The organism is Clostridium transplantifaecale, from assembly GCF_900626075.1.
Lineage (GTDB): Bacteria > Bacillota > Clostridia > Lachnospirales > Lachnospiraceae > Otoolea > Otoolea transplantifaecalis.
In genome coordinates, this window is the sequence record NZ_UYZY01000002.1 from 1,160,949 (window position 1) to 1,178,388 (window position 17,440).

Annotated in this window: 12 protein-coding genes; 5 read left to right on the top strand and 7 right to left on the bottom strand. The window is 49.8% G+C overall.

From position 1 onward, the window contains the following. Nucleotides 1-21 precede the first annotated feature (21 nt). Together malQ and EJL91_RS10810 are read left to right on the top strand one after the other, a co-directional pair. A complete protein-coding gene (malQ, locus tag EJL91_RS10805; RefSeq protein ID WP_125141937.1) occupies nucleotides 22-1,533 on the top strand; it encodes a 4-alpha-glucanotransferase in 1,512 nt (503 codons plus the stop codon). Nucleotides 1,534-1,581: 48 nt separating this feature from the next. Beyond that, on the top strand, nucleotides 1,582-2,241 hold the full coding sequence (locus EJL91_RS10810; RefSeq protein ID WP_125141938.1) for a hypothetical protein: 660 nt from the start codon (nucleotides 1,582-1,584) through the stop codon (nucleotides 2,239-2,241). A 190-nt stretch (nucleotides 2,242-2,431) separates the two neighbouring features. On the opposite strand, the gene ggt is transcribed toward EJL91_RS10810, so the two are convergent. Both ggt and EJL91_RS10820 read right to left on the bottom strand, forming a co-directional pair. Then, nucleotides 2,432-4,153, bottom strand: coding sequence for a gamma-glutamyltransferase (ggt, locus tag EJL91_RS10815; protein ID WP_125141939.1), 1,722 nt, complete (start codon nucleotides 4,151-4,153; stop codon nucleotides 2,432-2,434). A 1-nt stretch (nucleotide 4,154) separates the two neighbouring features. Then, nucleotides 4,155-5,528, bottom strand: coding sequence for a sodium:solute symporter family protein (locus EJL91_RS10820; RefSeq protein ID WP_125141940.1), 1,374 nt, complete (start codon nucleotides 5,526-5,528; stop codon nucleotides 4,155-4,157). A gap of 470 nt (nucleotides 5,529-5,998) precedes the next feature. Between EJL91_RS10820 and EJL91_RS10825 the strand changes: the two genes are divergently transcribed. After that, nucleotides 5,999-6,679, top strand: coding sequence for a GntR family transcriptional regulator (locus EJL91_RS10825; protein ID WP_125141941.1), 681 nt, complete (start codon nucleotides 5,999-6,001; stop codon nucleotides 6,677-6,679). 131 nt (nucleotides 6,680-6,810) lie between these two features. Here EJL91_RS10825 and EJL91_RS10830 read toward each other — a convergent pair whose 3' ends face one another. Both EJL91_RS10830 and EJL91_RS10835 read right to left on the bottom strand, forming a co-directional pair. Next, a complete protein-coding gene (locus EJL91_RS10830) occupies nucleotides 6,811-7,422 on the bottom strand; it encodes a metallophosphoesterase family protein (RefSeq protein ID WP_125141942.1) in 612 nt (203 codons plus the stop codon). 131 nt (nucleotides 7,423-7,553) lie between these two features. After that, nucleotides 7,554-9,485 carry a BMP family ABC transporter substrate-binding protein gene (locus tag EJL91_RS10835; protein ID WP_125141943.1) on the bottom strand — a complete coding sequence of 644 codons (1,932 nt, stop codon included), beginning with the start codon at nucleotides 9,483-9,485 and terminating at the stop codon, nucleotides 7,554-7,556. Between the two features lie 912 nt (nucleotides 9,486-10,397). Between EJL91_RS10835 and EJL91_RS10840 the strand changes: the two genes are divergently transcribed. Further along, nucleotides 10,398-12,035: an ABC-F family ATP-binding cassette domain-containing protein gene (locus tag EJL91_RS10840; protein WP_125141944.1), complete on the top strand. Its 1,638-nt coding sequence runs from the start codon at nucleotides 10,398-10,400 to the stop codon at nucleotides 12,033-12,035. A gap of 102 nt (nucleotides 12,036-12,137) precedes the next feature. Here the strand turns inward: EJL91_RS10840 and EJL91_RS10845 are convergent, their stop codons facing one another. Together EJL91_RS10845 and EJL91_RS10850 are read right to left on the bottom strand one after the other, a co-directional pair. Next, on the bottom strand, nucleotides 12,138-12,530 hold the full coding sequence (locus EJL91_RS10845) for a helix-turn-helix domain-containing protein (protein WP_125141945.1): 393 nt from the start codon (nucleotides 12,528-12,530) through the stop codon (nucleotides 12,138-12,140). Nucleotides 12,531-12,668: 138 nt separating this feature from the next. Then, nucleotides 12,669-13,502 (bottom strand): helix-turn-helix transcriptional regulator, encoded by an 834-nt coding sequence (locus EJL91_RS10850; protein WP_125141946.1) that lies wholly within the window; start codon nucleotides 13,500-13,502, stop codon nucleotides 12,669-12,671. A gap of 211 nt (nucleotides 13,503-13,713) precedes the next feature. On the opposite strand from EJL91_RS10850, the gene gnpA reads away from it, so the two are divergent. After that, nucleotides 13,714-15,876, top strand: coding sequence for a 1,3-beta-galactosyl-N-acetylhexosamine phosphorylase (gnpA, locus tag EJL91_RS10855; RefSeq protein WP_125141947.1), 2,163 nt, complete (start codon nucleotides 13,714-13,716; stop codon nucleotides 15,874-15,876). Between the two features lie 127 nt (nucleotides 15,877-16,003). Here the strand turns inward: gnpA and EJL91_RS10860 are convergent, their stop codons facing one another. Then, nucleotides 16,004-16,891, bottom strand: a complete 888-nt coding sequence (locus tag EJL91_RS10860; protein WP_164516810.1) for a GNAT family N-acetyltransferase — start codon at nucleotides 16,889-16,891, stop codon at nucleotides 16,004-16,006. Between the last annotated feature and the right edge of the window lie 549 nt (nucleotides 16,892-17,440).

Consider the following 17,440-nt stretch of genomic DNA (forward strand, 5'->3'; position numbering starts at 1 on the left):
TACAGACAAGGAGAAACAATTATGAAAACAATGTTAAAGCGCGGAGCCGGTATTCTGATGCCGATTTTCAGCCTGCCGTCCCCATACGGAATCGGCACCTTTGGAAAAAGCGCATACGAATTTGTAGATGCACTGAAACGGGCGAGACAGAATTACTGGCAGGTGCTCCCGATGGGGCCGACCAGCTACGGCGACAGCCCGTACCAGTCTTTTTCCGCCTTTGCCGGAAATCCTTATTTTATAGACCTCGATACGCTGAAGGAAGAAAAGCTTCTGACCCAGGAGGAGATAGACGCCTGCTTCTGGATGGAAAAGCCGGAGGAGGTCAAATACGACGCAGTGCATTATTACCGTTTTCCCCTTCTGAGGAAAGCATTTGAACGAAGTTTACATAAAGAGACGGAAGAGTATGCGAAGTTCTGTGAGAAAAACAGCTACTGGCTTCCTGACTACAGCCTCTATATGGCCCTTAAGAAACACTTTGAGGACAGAGAATGGCTGACCTGGGACGAGGACATCAGGCTCCGGGCACCCGAGGCGATTAAGAAGTATGAAAAAGAGCTGGAAGAAGAGATAGATTACTGGAAATTCCTGCAGTATAAATTCTTTGAACAGTGGGAGAAGCTGCAGGCTTATGCGGCGGAGAATGCGGTAAAGATTGTCGGGGATATCCCGATCTACGTGGCGCTTGACGGCGCCGACGTGTGGAGCCATCCGGAGCTTTTCCAGCTGGATGAGAAAGAGCTGACGCCGGTCAGGGTGGCCGGAGTGCCGCCGGATGCATTTTCCGACGAGGGACAGCTATGGGGGAATCCCCTCTATGACTGGGAAACAATGGAGAAAACGGACTTTGCCTGGTGGAGGGAGAGGATGAAAGCTTCGGCCGAACTCTACGACGTGATCCGCATCGACCATTTTATCGGAGTGGTCCAGTATTACTCTATTCCATACGGAGCCAAAGACGCGAAAGACGGAAAATGGGAGAAGGGACCGGGCAGGAAGCTGACGGATGCGATCAACGAGGCGGTCGGGACGACGAAAATTATCGCAGAAGATCTGGGAATCTTTAGCCAGGATGTAAAGGATCTGCTGGCGGAAACAGGTTATCCGGGAATGAAAATCATCGAATTCGCTTTCAGCGGAGACCGTTTTAATGAACATCTTCCGCACTGCTATGATCCGAACTCCGTTGTGTACGGCGGGACCCATGACAACGAGACGCTGGCCGGATATTTTAAGGCGGAGAAGAGACAGTGGTGGGAGCTTCAGTATATCGCGGATTACCTGGGCGCGGCCCATCAGAGCGAGGTCGTAGACAAGGTTTTCCGGGCGGCCTACGGTTCCGTGGCAAGCGTGGCGATTTTCCAGATGCAGGATGTGCTGAAACTCGATAACTGGGCGAGGATGAACACGCCGAGCACGGTGGGGGAGAACTGGAGATGGAGGATGAAACCTGGACAGTTCGGAGACGAACAGACAGGATATCTGTCCTGGCTGGTTGATACATTCGGGCGTTTTCAGGATGGCCGTTAAATTAGCCTTAAACCGACAACTGAAGGAATTATGACAGGAGGACATTATATGCAGAAAAGAAAGACCGGAAAATATGCAGCAGCGCTGCTCTTAACAATATCCATAGCCGCCCTGGCAGCCGGCTGTGCGAAGAAGACGGATCCGACGGGAACGTCGCAGCCGCAGGGGGAGACGGGAACCTCCCAGGCCGTAGTTACGACGGAGGAGAGCACTGAAAATCCGAGGACAATGCCGGAAATTAAATCGGAAGATGAGATTAACATTATGTGCGGAACCGTGAAAGACGCGGGAATGAATACGCTGGTAGTGGCAAACGAAGAGTACCCGAACGGCGTCGTGTTCGCCAAAGAAGATGCGGCGGTGAATCTGTCCGAGGGACTCGTCATTGATCATGAGGTAACCGTATTTTACCGAGGGAAAATAAATCTGGCAGACTCCAAGCCCGTGAATGCCGAGTTGGTCCGTGACCCCAGAGAGGGGGATAAAGACTGCCGGGCGGGCGTCGTTTCAGGCGAAGTTCTCGGTGTCGGCATGAGTGTTATTACAATCCGTACGGAGGAGGGAACCGAAGTCTCCTTTGAGCAGGATCCTAAGCCGGTTAATCTGGCAGCGGGACCTGTTGAGGGTGATGATGTCACAATATTCTATTCCCACAAACAGGGCGAGACGATCTACGTGCCGGAGCTGATTCAGGATAAAGAAAAGTAATCAGGAGTTGGAGACTGAATCAGGAAAGCCGGAAGCCCAATGGCACAGTAAGAAGAATTCAGAATTTAAACGCAAAACGGACAGGACTGAAGAGGCCGGTTTACCTTCAGTTCTGTCCGTTTTTCCGTAACATGGTAAAAAATTTCCCAAAATGCATTTTCAGCATAGCCGGCATAGCTTACGAGTATATTTACGCTTCCTGGCTGACGCCCTCCAGAACAATATTCCCGCTGGACAGGAGCGCGCCTCCGCAGCCGTCTACGCGCTTTGTCCCGGCCGCATAGAATTCGCCGTCTTTCTGCATTACGCTGTTTACCATGGTGCTCATAGCCTGGTCCACGGCAATGCGCACGGGGCGGTGGCCTTTTTCTTCCAGAAGTTTTATTGTATCTTCGGATATCCCGAACTCAATTTCCAGCCCCTGCGCCCTGGTCAGGCAGTTCACATACGGAGCGTTTACGAGCTGTTCCGGGTTCATGCCGAAGTCAACCGCATTGATAATACCCTGGAGCGTTCCGGTGATAATTCTGGGACCTCCGGCGGCTCCAATAGCGAGGAACGGTTTTCCGTCCTTAAATACCATGCTTGGGCTCATGCTCGACAGCGGAGTTTTGCCGCCTTCAATGCTGTTGGCGCTTCCATAAGCCAAGCCCTGGCTCGTCATCGCCCCGGCGGCGGCCGAGAAATCGGACATGGCGTTATTCAGGATAAATCCCAATCCGTCCACCACGATTCCGCTTCCAAACCAGTCCCTGACGGTCTGGGTCTGGGAAACGGCATTGCCGAACCGATCCATGATAGAGAAATGGGAGGTATTTCCCGGATACTCCTTCGCTTCGATTCCTTCGGCCGGCGCATATTCACCCGCATGGCCGTCTATCAACCGAAACCGTTCCCCGGCATGTGTTTTACTGGTCAGACGTTTGGCGGCCACCGCCACAAAGTCGGGGTCGCCCAGAGCAATGCTGCGGTCGGCAAATCCCAGCTTCATCGCCTCTGCAATCGCGTGGATGCTGGCTGCGGTATTATGTCCCATGCTCTGTAAGTCAGTGTTTTCCAGAATATTGAGCATCTCAATCAGTGCGCATCCTCCGCTTGGGGGAGCAAAGGAAACGACATGATATCCCCGGTAGTCCGTCTGAACCGGGCGGCGGAATTTAGGCTGGTACTGTTCCAGATCTGACCGTTCAAAACAGCCCCCCCGCCCGTTGATTACAGCCACGATCCGTTCTGCGATCTCACCGCTGTAAAAAACGTCGACTCCCCTGTCTGCGACGGTTTCCAGCAATGCTCCCAGCTCGGGATTCTTCTGGGTTTCACCAAAGCGGTAAAATTCTTTTTCTCCTTTTAAATACAGCTTCCGGAAATCAGCGGAAAGGTTCATTTTGCGTTTCACGGAGTCGTCATACATGGTCAGCGCTCCGGTGTAGCTGGTTCCGAATCCTTCCTTCGCATACCGGATGGCAGGGGCGGCGGCTTCTTTAAAGGACATTGTGCCGAACCGTTTCAGCATATTGTCCATCGTCCTGAGAAGGCCGGGAAGGGCTACGGACTGTCCGCCCAGATCTTTCCACTCGTCCTGAACTTCGCCGTCCTTTAAGAACAGGTCCGGCCCAGCCTGCGCGGGGGCGGTTCCCCTTCCGTCGAGAGCGTAGACCTCGTCGTCTTTTTCACTGTACAGGAGGCTGAAACAGCCCCCGCCGATTCCGGAATGATGGGGTTCCACCACGGACAATGCCAGAGAGACGGCCGCCGCCGCATCAAAAGCATTTCCCCCGTTTTTTAATATCTGGAGGCCTGCCCTGGCTGCATAAATATTGTTGCAGCTCACCGCGCCGTAATCACCGCGGGCGACCGGTTTATCCCAGTGGGACGGCCACATGTAAATCTGTTTTTTTTGTTCCTGATACATATTAAGCTATCTCCTTTTTACTCGTCATAAGCGAGACAATAATTCCGACTGAATATGTAACAACTACAACCGGATATACAGCTTCCATCTTGTCGGTCAGTCCGAGAAGCATCCAGGTAACGCCCACTACCATACCGGTCAGCATACTCCAGAAAGCGCCCTGCTTTGTGCAGCGTTTCCACATTAAACCGGCCAGGATGGAGAAGCTGACCGGGGCTGCCGCTACGTGCTGAAGCGTTAAGAACAAGTTGGTCAGAGACTGGCTGGGAATCAGGAAAGCCGGAATCAGGGTAAGGTAGGCAAAAATAAACGTAACGGATTTGGAAATTTTTAAGACCTTCTGATCATCGGCTTCCGGTGCGATTTCCGTCTTGTAAATATTAGTGATAATGGTTCCCGTAGCGAGCATCATGGTTGCCATCGTAGCGGCGATGATCATGGTTGCGAATGCAAAGATGACACCGGCGAAAACAGGGCTGCTGAAGGTTTTAACAGCATAAGCAAAAGCAGTTGAACCGTCGCCCAGGTCGGCGCCGGACGCTTTTGACAGCATACCACAAATTGCCGTGAAAAAACAGATTGGAGCGGCGATCAGATAGCCGAGAATCGAACCAGTTCTTGCCGCCTGAGGGCTCTTTGCCGCCAGAAGCGGCTGAAGCACGGCCTGCATAACCGCGGTGCTGATGCATCCGCCCAGGATCCACGCAACGATTCGCTGTGTCGGCATATTCCCCATGGAATCATATTTTTCAGGAAGCTGCTCAAATAAGCCGCCGAGGCCTCCAAAATTGGAAAGCGTTGTGAAGGTAAAGACAATAAGCAGGATGTAGATACCAATGCAGACAACGCGCCCAACGGCCGATGCCCCCTTCATACCGGAAAAGCTGGTGTAGAGTACGGCTACGGTAACGCCAATCAGCATTGCGGCCATCAGGTTCATGCCCGGCAAGACAATCTGGATGATGCTGGCTACCGTCTTTAACTGAATCGGGATATAGAGAAATCCGTAAACGATCCAGGCGTAGGAGTATAAGCGCGTGGTCTTTTTGTCAAACCGGTTCTGCAGATAAGCGGGAACCGATTCGCCGGGCATTCTTTCCCGGATAATTTTAGCGAAGACAGCCAGGGCAATAAAATAGAAAGAACCCGCGATAGAATACCATGCGCCGGAAATTCCGAGGTTGTAACCGTTCTGTGCCGCGCCAACGACGGCCATGCCGCCGATTTGCCACGCTGCGAAAATACAGCCGAGTGAAACGGCGCCCATAGTCTTGTCTCCGCCGGACCACTGATTTGCCGATTTAACCTTTGTACCGGCATAAACTCCGACCCCGATGATCAACATAAACGTAATAATCCATACAGCAATTAACATACTTCTCCTCCTTCGATTGTTTGACAATGAAAAGCCACAGTAGCGTGCTTTCCGTTAATTACACTGACACTTTGTTTTCGTTTAGCAGATTGCCGATAAAATGAACGTCCCTCCCCTCCTCATTCTTCAGTAATATATTACATATTACATGTTACATATCGTTAGTATAGCACGATTGAACCCGATGTCAATTATTTTTCGCAGAAAATGTCAGCTTTTGCAGTTGAAGCCTGCTTTTTCCTTCACCTGAAGGCGGTAACCTGAGTGCGGAGTGCGCGGGTTATCATTGCATTTTTTTACTTTTGTCGTTATACTTGATTTATGGATATGTAATATATTTGATTTGAGAGGAATTTAAAAGCAAATTGTTTTACCGATGTAACCGTTTGGACGGACATACTTTATGAAACGGAAACTTATAATGCCGCCGGACCGTTACGCAGATTAATAAATGGAAGGATTTTATACTTATGAATGATGAATCTCTGCTGGGTGGAGGGTATATCCACACGAATACATTTAAGGAACAGGCATATGAACTGATTAAGGATGCCGTACTTTACAACCGTTTCCGGATCGGAGCGGTTTATTCACAGGAAGCAATCTGCAATGAGCTGGGAATCAGCCGTACGCCGGTGCGCGAAGCTCTTCTGGAGCTGCAGAAAGAAGGTTATGTCTGTTTTTGCCGGGGAAAAGGCGTGAAAGTAGTTCCCGTGACGGAGGATGACGCCAGGGATATCCTGGAGATGCGTATGTTAATGGAACGCAATAATGCAAGACTCGCCGCCTTGAGGAGCACGGACGAGGAGATAGAGGGACTGCTTCAGTGTCTCGATGAGCTGAAAAGCAATCTGGATTCCAGGGACAGCCGTTTCCTCTACCGGATCGATCACAAATTCCACCGTGGGATCGCCAATGCGACCCACAATGGATGGATGAGCCGCGAGACAGGGCTGCTTTTAGACAATTACCTGCGTTTTGAGGTTAAATCAGTGTATAATAACTCGATTGATGCCCAGATTGTATGGGAAGAACATCAGGCTATCGGCGCTGCCATCCGTGACCGCAACCCGGAAAAAGCCGAGCAGGCCGTGAGCCGTCATCTGAATAATTCCTATAAGCGGACGCTCAGTCCGTTATGGGAGGAGTAGGGAAGAAAGTATGGCGTAAAATGCCGGTGGATTTACACAAATATTCCGAAATTAAAAATATATCCAAAGCCCCGCTCTTCGAAGAACCAGAAATTGGTTTCGAAGGGCGGGGCTTTTATGAAACCTTCCTATTATTCCGTTTTTTCTATATCCTCATAGTCCACCAGATATCTCTCATAGGCATTTATTACCGTGGTATCACCATAAACGGAATTCCGCTTGAAATTCCCACCATAATTTGCGTGGACATGGCCATGGATAAAGTAAGCCGGTTTGTATTTGTCCATCAGCCTGTTAAAGGCCTGGAAGCCGGTGTGCGGGAGATCCTCCCCGTCGTTGAAGCCATAGGCCGGGGCGTGGGATACGAGAATATCAAAGCCGCGGCTGTAGGCCAGTTTGGGCCAGAGCCTGGAGACACGCCGGTTCATGGCACCCTGGGTGTACTGGTGGACGCCGTCGCGGTAGCGCATGGAGCCGCCCAGACCCAGGATCCGGATACCTTTGTAGTTGTAAATCTTATCTTCAATGCAGATACAGCCTTCCGGCGGTGTCTGTTCATAGCAGTCGTCATGGTTGCCATGGACATAGAGCACCGGAGCGTGCGTAAACGTGGCCAGAAAGGAGAGGTACTGCGGGGCTAAGTCACCACAGGAAATAATAAGATCGACCCCGTCCAGCTTTGATTTCTCAAAATAATCCCAGAGGGATTTGGACTCCTCGTCAGCCAGTGTCAGTATTTTCATTTATAAAATCCTCATATGTTATTCTGAATCCGTGTCTGGTATCGTTTTTATGCGGTATTACCTTAAGAGCCCGATATGGCGCCGTGGTATCACCACGGAGTGTGATATCGCCTTCGGTGATATATACCGCCTCAGATGTCCTTGGGCCTGCAAAGTCCCTGCAGCCGGACAACCGGCCGGGCCTCGTCGGCCAGCATCTCAAAATCGGGAATCGTACCTATGATATTGTCAGCCAGCCAGTCCATCGTGATAATTTCCTCGGGTGTGAGGATGTGATCATCATCCTTTTGAATCATACCGTCCTGGGAGTACAGCGTTCCGGCAAACGGATGGAAGGAGCCTGATTCCACGGCGCGGCGCATAAATTCCACCAGCTTTTTGGTGCCGGGAGCAAGATTCTGGGTGTAGATGATATCAACAACCCCGGCCGACAGGCCCCACCAGTAGTTCAGGGCCCTGCTGTCGGAGGAATCGTTCTCATCCCAGGATCCGCTGATGATACTGCTGATAATTTTCTCGTAGAACTTTCCCCAGTTCCACAGCGGAGTGGCCGCGTTAAAGGGCATGCTGCCGTCTGCAGCATTTTCGAAGCGGTACAGTCCGAACTGGCGTGAGGCAAACCGCGGGATAATCATATCCTGGCTGGATACATAGGAAATATGGTGTTTCCTGAAGTATTCCACGATATCATCCTCTTTCACCGTCGACCACTTCAGGTAAATCTTAGCTCTTGGGTTCACCATCCGGGCGCCCAGGGCGAACGCGTTGATATTGGCCGTCATACCGTATATCGGATAATCGGCAATGTAGCCGATGTGGTTATTATCCGCAAGGGAGCCTGCAATCATTCCGCAGAGAAACTTCGCTTCATACATACGTCCGTAATAGGTCCTGATATAGCGGTGGGAGGTATTCAGCGAACAGTTCAGTATCTTGACGTCCGGGTATTCCACGGCTGCTTTCAGGCTGGCGGGAATAAATTCAGGAGTGGTGGTGAAAATAATGCCGCACCCGGCGTCGATGGCTTTTTTAATTGCCGCCTGGGCATCCTCCCCTGCGGTTATGTTGTCGATGCAGATCGTCTCGGCCTGCCCCTTGAAAATCTCTTCCACATGGCGTCTGCCCAGTTCATGGGCGTAGGTCCAGCTTGATGTGGCGGCATTCTTGGAGTGGATAAACGCAATCCTGACCTGTTTTGGGGAAGGCGGAAGCAGAATGTCAATAAACTTTTTCCTGGGTGAAGCATCCACGGGATCCATCACCAGTTCCACCGACTGCTTTTCTTTGAGAAGCGTAAATTCATCCCAGATTTTTGCCATGTTCTCTTTCACTTTAGACGACGGATCGCTAAGAAGTGACGCATAGCCGTATATTTCAATATAGGATAGAAGAGCGTCGCCGGTTTTAATGGAGAGCCGGGTACCGCCGCTGGCCATGTAGGCGCTGCGGAATTTTACATAGGCTGCGGAAAAATCCATCCGCATCTCCTCGGTCCAGACCGTCTTACTGTCGCCGGCCACGGCGGCGGCCAGGCGGGTAAAACCGCCCTCACGGCCGAACAGGACATAGTTGATGTTGGTCAGCCGGTGAAAATTCATATACTCATAGTAAATGATATTGTCGGTTTCTTTCGTCCTTCTCGGAATCAGCCGGGTGACAACGGCGGGGATAAAGGGGGAGTCAAAATACTTCAGGACACTGACCCGTTTATTACCCTCCATGATGTAAAAGCGCCCCATAAATTCGCAGGCGGTTACCGGCTCACGGATCCCTTCCTTCAAATGGGAATCACAGAGATTAATCCATTTGGAGGCAAATTCCGAATGAGGATCCAGAAGCGGCATATAATTCGGGGCAAATGCGGTCCGTCTGCCGATACTCCTCGTTCCGGCAATAAGCTCCGCCGGGATCTGCTGCAGTCCGAGCCGCACCTCGGAAACAATATCGATATGGGAAATACTTTCATCAAGGGCCTGCAGGTAGGGATAACTGCCCTCCGAAAGATGGCGCTGGTATTCCTTTTTACCTGCTTTATAGGCTTTTGAATAATCATCATAAGACATAAGGGACCTCCTGTCTGGAATTCGTATAGCCGGAGATTTTTCGTTGATTTGAGTATAGCACAGGTGGGCGGAGGGTGCAATGAGGGAGAGGTAGTTGAGAGGCGAGGACGCTTCTGTAAGATGGCGGATGGGGGAGTGGGAGGTGTATATGAGTCTTCAGTCCCGGTTTGCAGGGTGTGGTGAAGGGGAATCCGGAGAAAAAAATTCCTGCGGGGACTCGCTCCCGCTTATGAAGCGCACAGCGGATGCTAAGCTCGTGAGGGACCTCGCTAAGCACCGGCGGGCTTCAAGGTCACCCTTCGGAAAGTTTTTCTCCTCCTTCCCCCGGGCAGTTTGTCGACGGGACTGAAGACTCAGGGAAGGTGTTGCCCCAACCGTCAGCTTCAGAGGCTGATTGTCTCTTTTGTCAAGAAGGTGGGTAGAGGGATTGTGGAGGCCACTACAATCCGCAGAAACGTAGTGGTTTTAAGAATAGTTCCCTCTTGAAGAAACAGAACAAATCAGCGGCCGCAGGCCGGGGTTCGGAATGGCGGTAAAACTTTGCGTCTTCAGTCCCGGCCATAACCTTCCTGGTGGGGGAGGAACTTTTTCTGCCCGGATTCCCCACCCGCGACTAAACTTAAACCGGGGCTGAAGACTCACAACCTCCCTCTCCCCATACCGCCCCCCGACCGTCCCGGCAGTGTTCTCTTTCCTCAATTACAGTAGCGATTTTCTGTAAATTGCCGCAAACCCCTTGTTTTTCAGGGATTTTGTGAAATCGGTCTTGCAAAATTATTATTTTCCTGTAAAATAGAAGAGACGCAGTGGGAGGGGCATGAAAAAGCCTCTTTTTCTATCCCTGCAGTTTGCCAGTGAACGAGAATAAACAGTCAGTCATTATAAAGCAGTTAATTATGAAAGGGAATCAATATGATTAGTACAAGTAATGTAACGTTACGTGTAGGCAAGAAGGCATTGTTTGAAGATGTCAGCATTAAATTTGTCGAGGGAAACTGTTATGGTATGATTGGCGCCAATGGTGCCGGTAAATCTACCTTTTTAAGAATCCTGTCCGGACAGCTGGAGCCGACCAGTGGAGAGGTTGTTATTACCGCGGGACAGAGACTTTCCTTCCTGCAGCAGGATCATTTTAAATATGATGCCTATACGGTTCTGGACACCGTTATTATGGGAAATGCCAGACTGTATGAGATTATGAAAGAAAAAGAAGCAATTTACATGAAAGAAGATTTCACCGATGAGGATGGAATCAAGGCCGCCGATCTGGAGGGCGAGTTTGCCACGATGAACGGTTGGGAGGCGGAGTCGGATGCTGCTAATATGCTGAACGGACTCGGTATCGAGACTGATTTACATTATAAAATGATGGGCGACTTGAACGGAGCTCAGAAGGTAAAAGTACTTCTGGCCCAGGCATTATTCGGAAATCCCGATATTCTGCTGCTCGACGAGCCGACCAACCATCTGGATTTGGATGCGATTGCCTGGCTGGAAGAATTCCTGATCAACTTTGAGAACACGGTTATCGTGGTATCCCATGACAGGTACTTCTTAAATAAGGTCTGCACCCAGATCGCCGATATCGACTACGGCAAGATTCAGCTTTACGCAGGTAATTATGATTTCTGGTATGAGTCCAGCCAGCTGATGATTAAGCAGATGAAAGAAGCCAACAAGAAGAAGGAAGAGAAGATCAAGGAACTGCAGGAATTCATCCAGCGTTTCTCGGCCAATGCCTCCAAGTCCAAACAGGCTACTTCCAGAAAGAAAGCGCTTGAAAAAATCGAACTGGATGAGATCAGGCCATCCAGCCGTAAATATCCATATATTGATTTCAGGCCCGAGCGGGAAATCGGCAACGAAGTGCTGACCGTAGAGAACCTTTCCAAGACAATCGACGGAGTAAAGGTCTTAGACGGAATTTCATTTATCCTGAACAGGGAAGATAAGGCTGCCCTGGTCGGCCCGAATGAGCAGGCCAAGACGGTGCTGTTTAAGATTCTGGCGGGTGAGATGGAACCGGACGAGGGAAGCTACAAATGGGGACTTACCACATCCCAGGCATATTTCCCGAAGGATAACAGCGCCGAGTTCGACAACGACGACACGATTGTGGACTGGCTGACCCAGTATTCTCCGGTTAAGGATGTAACATATGTCCGCGGTTTCCTGGGCAGGATGCTGTTTGCCGGCGAGGATGGCGTGAAGAAGGTAAAAGTTCTTTCCGGTGGAGAGAAGGTCCGCTGCATGCTTTCCAAGATGATGATTTCCGGAGCCAACGTGCTGATCCTGGATGAGCCGACTGACCATTTGGATATGGAGTCCATCACGGCGCTCAATAACGGTATGACGAAATTCCAGGGCGTAATTATTTTCTCATCACGTGACCATCAGATCGTGGAGACAACGGCAAACCGTATTATGGAGATTGTAAACGGCAAGCTGATCGATAAGATTACGACATACGACGAATATCTGGCAAGCGATGAGATGGCCAGAAAACGTCAGGTATTTACAGTAACAGACAGTCAGGAAGAGGACGACTGATTTGGATTATAAACAGTAAATAAAAAAGGCAGATATTCCGGGTATGGAACATCTGCTTTTTTTATCTGCTGCCGACGGCCTGTCCTGCTAAAAATCATCTCTTCATTGTGGAAGATTCTTTGGCTTTTCATCTTTCTTAAGCTTTTCGGTATTTTCCAGATAGGTGAGATAGTTAACGTAATCCACCAGCTGCCTCTTTGATTTGCCGCTGAAAGAATCGATTCGGCAGACAAAATCGCCAATTGTGACATTCTGAATCAGGTAATTGGAAAATTCAGGAGGGATCTTGGGATAATCTATGCGGCCTAGAAGGAAATCCGTACTGACGTTATAGTAGGAGGACAGGTTAAGTAAATGTCGGACAGGAAGCTCCGTTTTACTGGTTTCGTAACGTGAGTAAATCTGCTGTGTTGTGCCAATGACCCGGGAGATATCCTCCTGAGTCTTGCCGTTCTTTTCACGCAAAAGACGGAGACGTTCACCGACAATTCCCATGCCATCACCTCCGGTTCTACAAACTTACACAATTTAGTTGTAGAACCAATTTATCATACATTGATTATATTGTATTTCAATACTCATAAAATGATGTATGGCTATGGACTTTTACTCTTTATATTTGTAAAATAATAATCAGATACTCTTAAGGGGACCTTCTTTTCTGTACTGGGCCGGCGATTTACCAACCTCACGCTTAAAAACCTGGGCAAAATACGACTGGGACGAGAAACCGGCCAGCGATGCTATCTGGGCAATAGAATGATCGGTTGTGGCCAGCAGTTCCTTGCTGATTGCGATTCGCCGGGCATTCAGGTAGTTAATCGGAGACAGGCCCGTATACCTGGTAAATGCGTGAACCAGATAGTATTTGCTCATATGCGCCAGTGAGGCCAGCTGATCCAACGTGATATTGTCTGCGTAGTTGGAATCCAGATACCGCTTAATCTGGCTGCATTCCTTTGTCATTCTGGAAGCGGTAAAGTGTGTGGGCAGAAGGTTCTGCCTGCGTGCAATCCGAATCATCAGAACTTCCAAAAGGGCCTGACATGCGGTGCCGGAGTAGGCTTCCTCACTTTCTGCTTCTTCCAGAAGGAGCAAAAGCACTGAGAGAAGGTCAGTGTCCGTACCATAGTGGCAGATGAAATAACGCTCCAGGCATTTGCTGTCCCGGAAGGAGACGCCGTTTACCCCGACGACAATATATTCCAGAGGATAAAGGGGCACGGATCGCTCCGTATGTTCCATGTCGGGAGGAATGATGATGAGATCGCCCTCGACTACCGGGTATTCCTCACCCTCCAGAATGAAGCGGCCTTTGCCCGCCGTGATGTAAATCAGTTCAGAAAAATGATGGATATGGGGGATGCTCTGCCAGTCATCTTCATATTTGGAAGTGGATACATATAAGAGACTGCCGGTCAGTTTCTGGCCGTCGTGATTTTTTAAAATGAAGCGGTTACTGCTCATAAAAATACCTCCTGATTGAGATGTTAAGAAAATTATAGAAAAAATAAAAGAATTTGTAAATATCAGGTTGAATATTGTCGATATGGGAGCAAGAATTATAAAAAAGCAGGCAAGAAACTGATAGCGCACAGGTGTGAGAATGAATATAATCATAGTACAAACAAAGAAGCCATAGGAACGCAGTACAAAAGATTTTGGAGGACGCTTAATAATGAATGTAAGAGGAAGACTTACCCTGCCGACGGATGTAGACATGGTGGATGAGACACTTAAGTTAAAAGAAAGACTTGACGCAGATGCGCTTAGAGACTGCGACGGGACAGAGATGCCTCCTGATCTTTTAAAAACAGGAGCGAAGATTTACGCTACTTATTATACAACGAGAAAAGACAACGACTGGGCCAGGAATAATCCCGAGGAGGTTCAGCAAGAGTATCTGATTACAGACCGCATGACAGCTAAGAGCTGGACGCTCTCTATTGAATTGATGAAGGGATTCCATACACAGCAGCTGAAGGTCAATACAATTGACGATCCAAAGCGCTGGTGGGAGGTTGTAGACAGGACGACCGGCAAGGTAATCCCGGTTGAAAACTGGTTTTACGATGAGGCTACAGGGGAAGTTATTATAAAAAGTATCCCCTATCATCAGTATACGGTCAGCTTTCTGGCTTTCCTGATCTGGGATCCGGTCCATATGTACAATTATCTGACTAATGACTGGCAGGGCGCGGAACACCAGATGACTTTTGATGTGCGCCAGCCCAAGACACAGGCTTATGTCAAAGAGAAGCTGAGACGCTGGTGTGAAGAGAACCCGGATGTGGATGTCGTGAGATTTACCACCTTCTTCCATCAGTTTACCCTGACTTTTGACGATCAGAAACGGGAAAAATATGTGGAATGGTTTGGCTACAGCGCCAGCGTCAGCCCCTATATCCTGGAACAGTTTGAACACTGGGCAGGCTACCGGTTCCGCCCGGAATATATTGTAGATCAGGGATATTTTAATTCCACGTTCCGTGTACCGTCCAGAGAATTCAGGGACTTCATTGAATTCCAGCAGATTGAGGTCAGCAGGCTGGCTAAGGATCTGGTGGATATTGTCCATGCCTACGGCAAGGAGGCTATGATGTTTCTGGGGGATCACTGGATTGGAACGGAACCGTTCGGCAAGTATTTTGACAATATCGGGCTGGATGCCGTGGTTGGTTCCGTCGGGGACGGCGTGACGATGCGTATGATTTCCGATATCAAGGGGGTAAATTATACGGAGGGACGTCTTTTACCGTATTTCTTCCCGGATGTTTTCACCGAGGGCGGAGATCCAATCGGTGAGGCGCAGGATAACTGGATGAAGGCCAGAAGGGCGACTCTGCGTTCCCCTCTGGATCGTATCGGTTACGGAGGCTATCTGAAACTGGCATCGGAATGGCCCGGTTTTATCGGGCAGATTGAGAAAGTAGTAGGGGAATTCCGCCAGATCCAGGAGGCGATGGAGGGAACCAGTTCCTACGTGGCCCCGTTTAAGGTGGCAATCTTAAACTGCTGGGGAGAGCTGAGAAGATGGATGTGCAACCAGGTCCATCATGCAATCTGGCACCGCGAGATTTATTCTTATGTGGGCGTCATTGAATGCCTGAGCGGAATGCCGGTCGATGTGGAATTCATTAACTTCGACGATGTACGCAACGGAATTGATCCGGACATCAAAGTAATTATCAATGCCGGAGACGCCTATACGGCCTGGAGCGGGGCGGAAAACTGGGTGGACGAGAAAGTAGTTACCGCCATCCGCCGTTTCGTGGATCAGGGAGGCGGATTTATCGGAGTAGGTGAGCCGACCGCATACCAGCACCAGGGACGGTATTTCCAGCTCAGCGATGTGCTGGGAGCCGACCGAGAGATGGGATTCTCCATGAGTACAGATAAATACAATGAACTTGCAGAGAATTATAAAGAACACTTTATTCTGGAGGATATCAGCGGAGACATTGATTTCGGAGAGGGCAAGAGCCGTATTTATGCCCAGGGCGAGGGATATCAGATCCTGGATAAAGACGGAGAGTACAGCAGACTGATCGTAAACCAGTACGGCCAGGGCCGCAGCGTGTACTTCACAGGACTGCCTTATTCACCGCAGAACTGCAGAATCCTTCTCCGCGCCATCTACTTTGCCGCCCACAGGGAAGAAGAGATGAAGAAATACTATGTCACCAACGTCGAAACCGAGGTTGCCGCATTCGAGAAAGCCGGCCGTGTTGCCGTAATCAACAACTCGAAGGAAGCTCAGAAGACGGAGCTTTATACCCATGGAACTTTAAAATGCGGTCTGGATATGAAGCCGATGGAAATGATATGGGTTGAGATTTAGTCGGTGAAAAAGGACACGTATGGGATGTTCGGGGACGTGGTGGTGAAGACGCGAAGAGTGTCGACACCACCGTCCCGGACAGCCGCCCGGATTAAGAATTGTGTCACCCATGCAGATTTCATGCGGGTTATTGTTTTTTTGCCCAGAAAGTTGAAGCGGTGAAGGGCTTGAAGCCGATATTGTAATAAAACTGCTGCGAGGAGCCAACATATGCGTGTTTAGCGCCGAGTGCGGCGCAGCGGCGGATGGCTTCGAGAACAGCCGCCCGGCCGAGCCCCATTTTCCGGTAGGCAGGATCCGTAGCGACCGGTTCCACCAATACATCCGTCGAGGCATTATCCTGCCAAATACCGCAATAAGCGGCGAAATTTCCATCCGGTGCCACAATCGCGACTTTCAAGTCAAGATTTACATTAGGGCGTTCAAATTCCCTTCGGAACCCATCCAAATCATCCTGCGAGGGCAGATAGGGGCCGTCCCCGTCCAACTCGTGGTTAAACCCGTTCCAGAGAATCCTTCCATACCGATAAGGATCAAACGTATCTCTCATACTGGTAATGACAAATCCTTTAGGCAATTCAAATTCAAGCCGGTTTTTCTCCATCTCAAAAACAGAGGTACAGTCCTTATACTGAGTCGGCCGATACCCCATCCTTAAAGCAGCATCCTGAAACCTTCCGTCCTCATCCCGGACAGCAAGCATCACCCCATCCGATCCCGCCAGATGCGTTTCTGCATATTCAATCATCTCCTCATAAAGATTGTCAAAACCACCCTTCAAAGAAAAGAAACAGCACCCATCCAGCACCGTATCATACAAAACAACCCCAACAATTCTCCCGTCATTTTCCCATATACCAATCCGCGGCAGTCCCTCCACATCCAGATAAGCATGTGAAATCATCCAGTCCCACCGCCCAAACGAAAAACCGGCCCTGCCATTATCAAGAAAAAACCTCCTCAACCGGGAATAATCTTTCCCATACCGCGTATCCATAACATAATTCCGAAACAAAACAAACATCCCCCTCTTATCATCCCAACATTCTATATCCCAACTCTACCACACATCCATCCACTAATACAGTTCTATCTCTCCATCAACCCCAAAGTGTTCCCGCCCCCTCCCCTCCCCATTCAAAAAAAGTCCCAGAAAAATCAGCCGACGTGAGGATGGCGGGCGGCCTCGATCCCATCCGGTCTTCAGTCCCGCCGATCCAAAAACAGAGGGGAAGCAGGGGGACGGTATTCCGTAGGGGACATAGGAGTCCGCAGCTGCTTAACGAGGTTTTTCACGAGTTTAGCAGGCGCTGCGCACTCCACAAGCGGGAGCGGGTCCCCGTAGGAATACCGTCCCCCGGAGTCCCCGAACGCGAATCTCATCCCGGGACTGAAGAAGCAGCCACCCCAACTCCGCCCGCCATCCTCACGTCAGCGTCCTCCTTTTTCAACGCCACATTCTATTTTTGAATGCAACCCATAACTATTATTCAGTTGCGTAATACATAAAACAAGCCTATGATGAACTCATAAATAGTTTCTGCGACACGAAGCACAGGGCAAA

Bases quoted from the DNA above. Each gene is read 5' to 3' on its own strand.
- EJL91_RS10840 (WP_125141944.1), top strand. From the start codon at position 10,398: ATGATTAGTACAAGTAATGTAACGTTACGTGTAGGCAAGAAGGCATTG.
- EJL91_RS10830 (WP_125141942.1), bottom strand. From the start codon at position 7,422: ATGAAAATACTGACACTGGCTGACGAGGAGTCCAAATCCCTCTGGGAT.
- gnpA (WP_125141947.1), top strand. From the start codon at position 13,714: ATGAATGTAAGAGGAAGACTTACCCTGCCGACGGATGTAGACATGGTG.
- EJL91_RS10825 (WP_125141941.1), top strand. From the start codon at position 5,999: ATGAATGATGAATCTCTGCTGGGTGGAGGGTATATCCACACGAATACA.
- malQ (WP_125141937.1), top strand. From the start codon at position 22: ATGAAAACAATGTTAAAGCGCGGAGCCGGTATTCTGATGCCGATTTTC.
- EJL91_RS10810 (WP_125141938.1), top strand. From the start codon at position 1,582: ATGCAGAAAAGAAAGACCGGAAAATATGCAGCAGCGCTGCTCTTAACA.
- EJL91_RS10850 (WP_125141946.1), bottom strand. From the start codon at position 13,502: ATGAGCAGTAACCGCTTCATTTTAAAAAATCACGACGGCCAGAAACTG.
- EJL91_RS10820 (WP_125141940.1), bottom strand. From the start codon at position 5,528: ATGTTAATTGCTGTATGGATTATTACGTTTATGTTGATCATCGGGGTC.
- ggt (WP_125141939.1), bottom strand. From the start codon at position 4,153: ATGTATCAGGAACAAAAAAAACAGATTTACATGTGGCCGTCCCACTGG.
- EJL91_RS10845 (WP_125141945.1), bottom strand. From the start codon at position 12,530: ATGGGAATTGTCGGTGAACGTCTCCGTCTTTTGCGTGAAAAGAACGGC.
- EJL91_RS10835 (WP_125141943.1), bottom strand. From the start codon at position 9,485: ATGTCTTATGATGATTATTCAAAAGCCTATAAAGCAGGTAAAAAGGAA.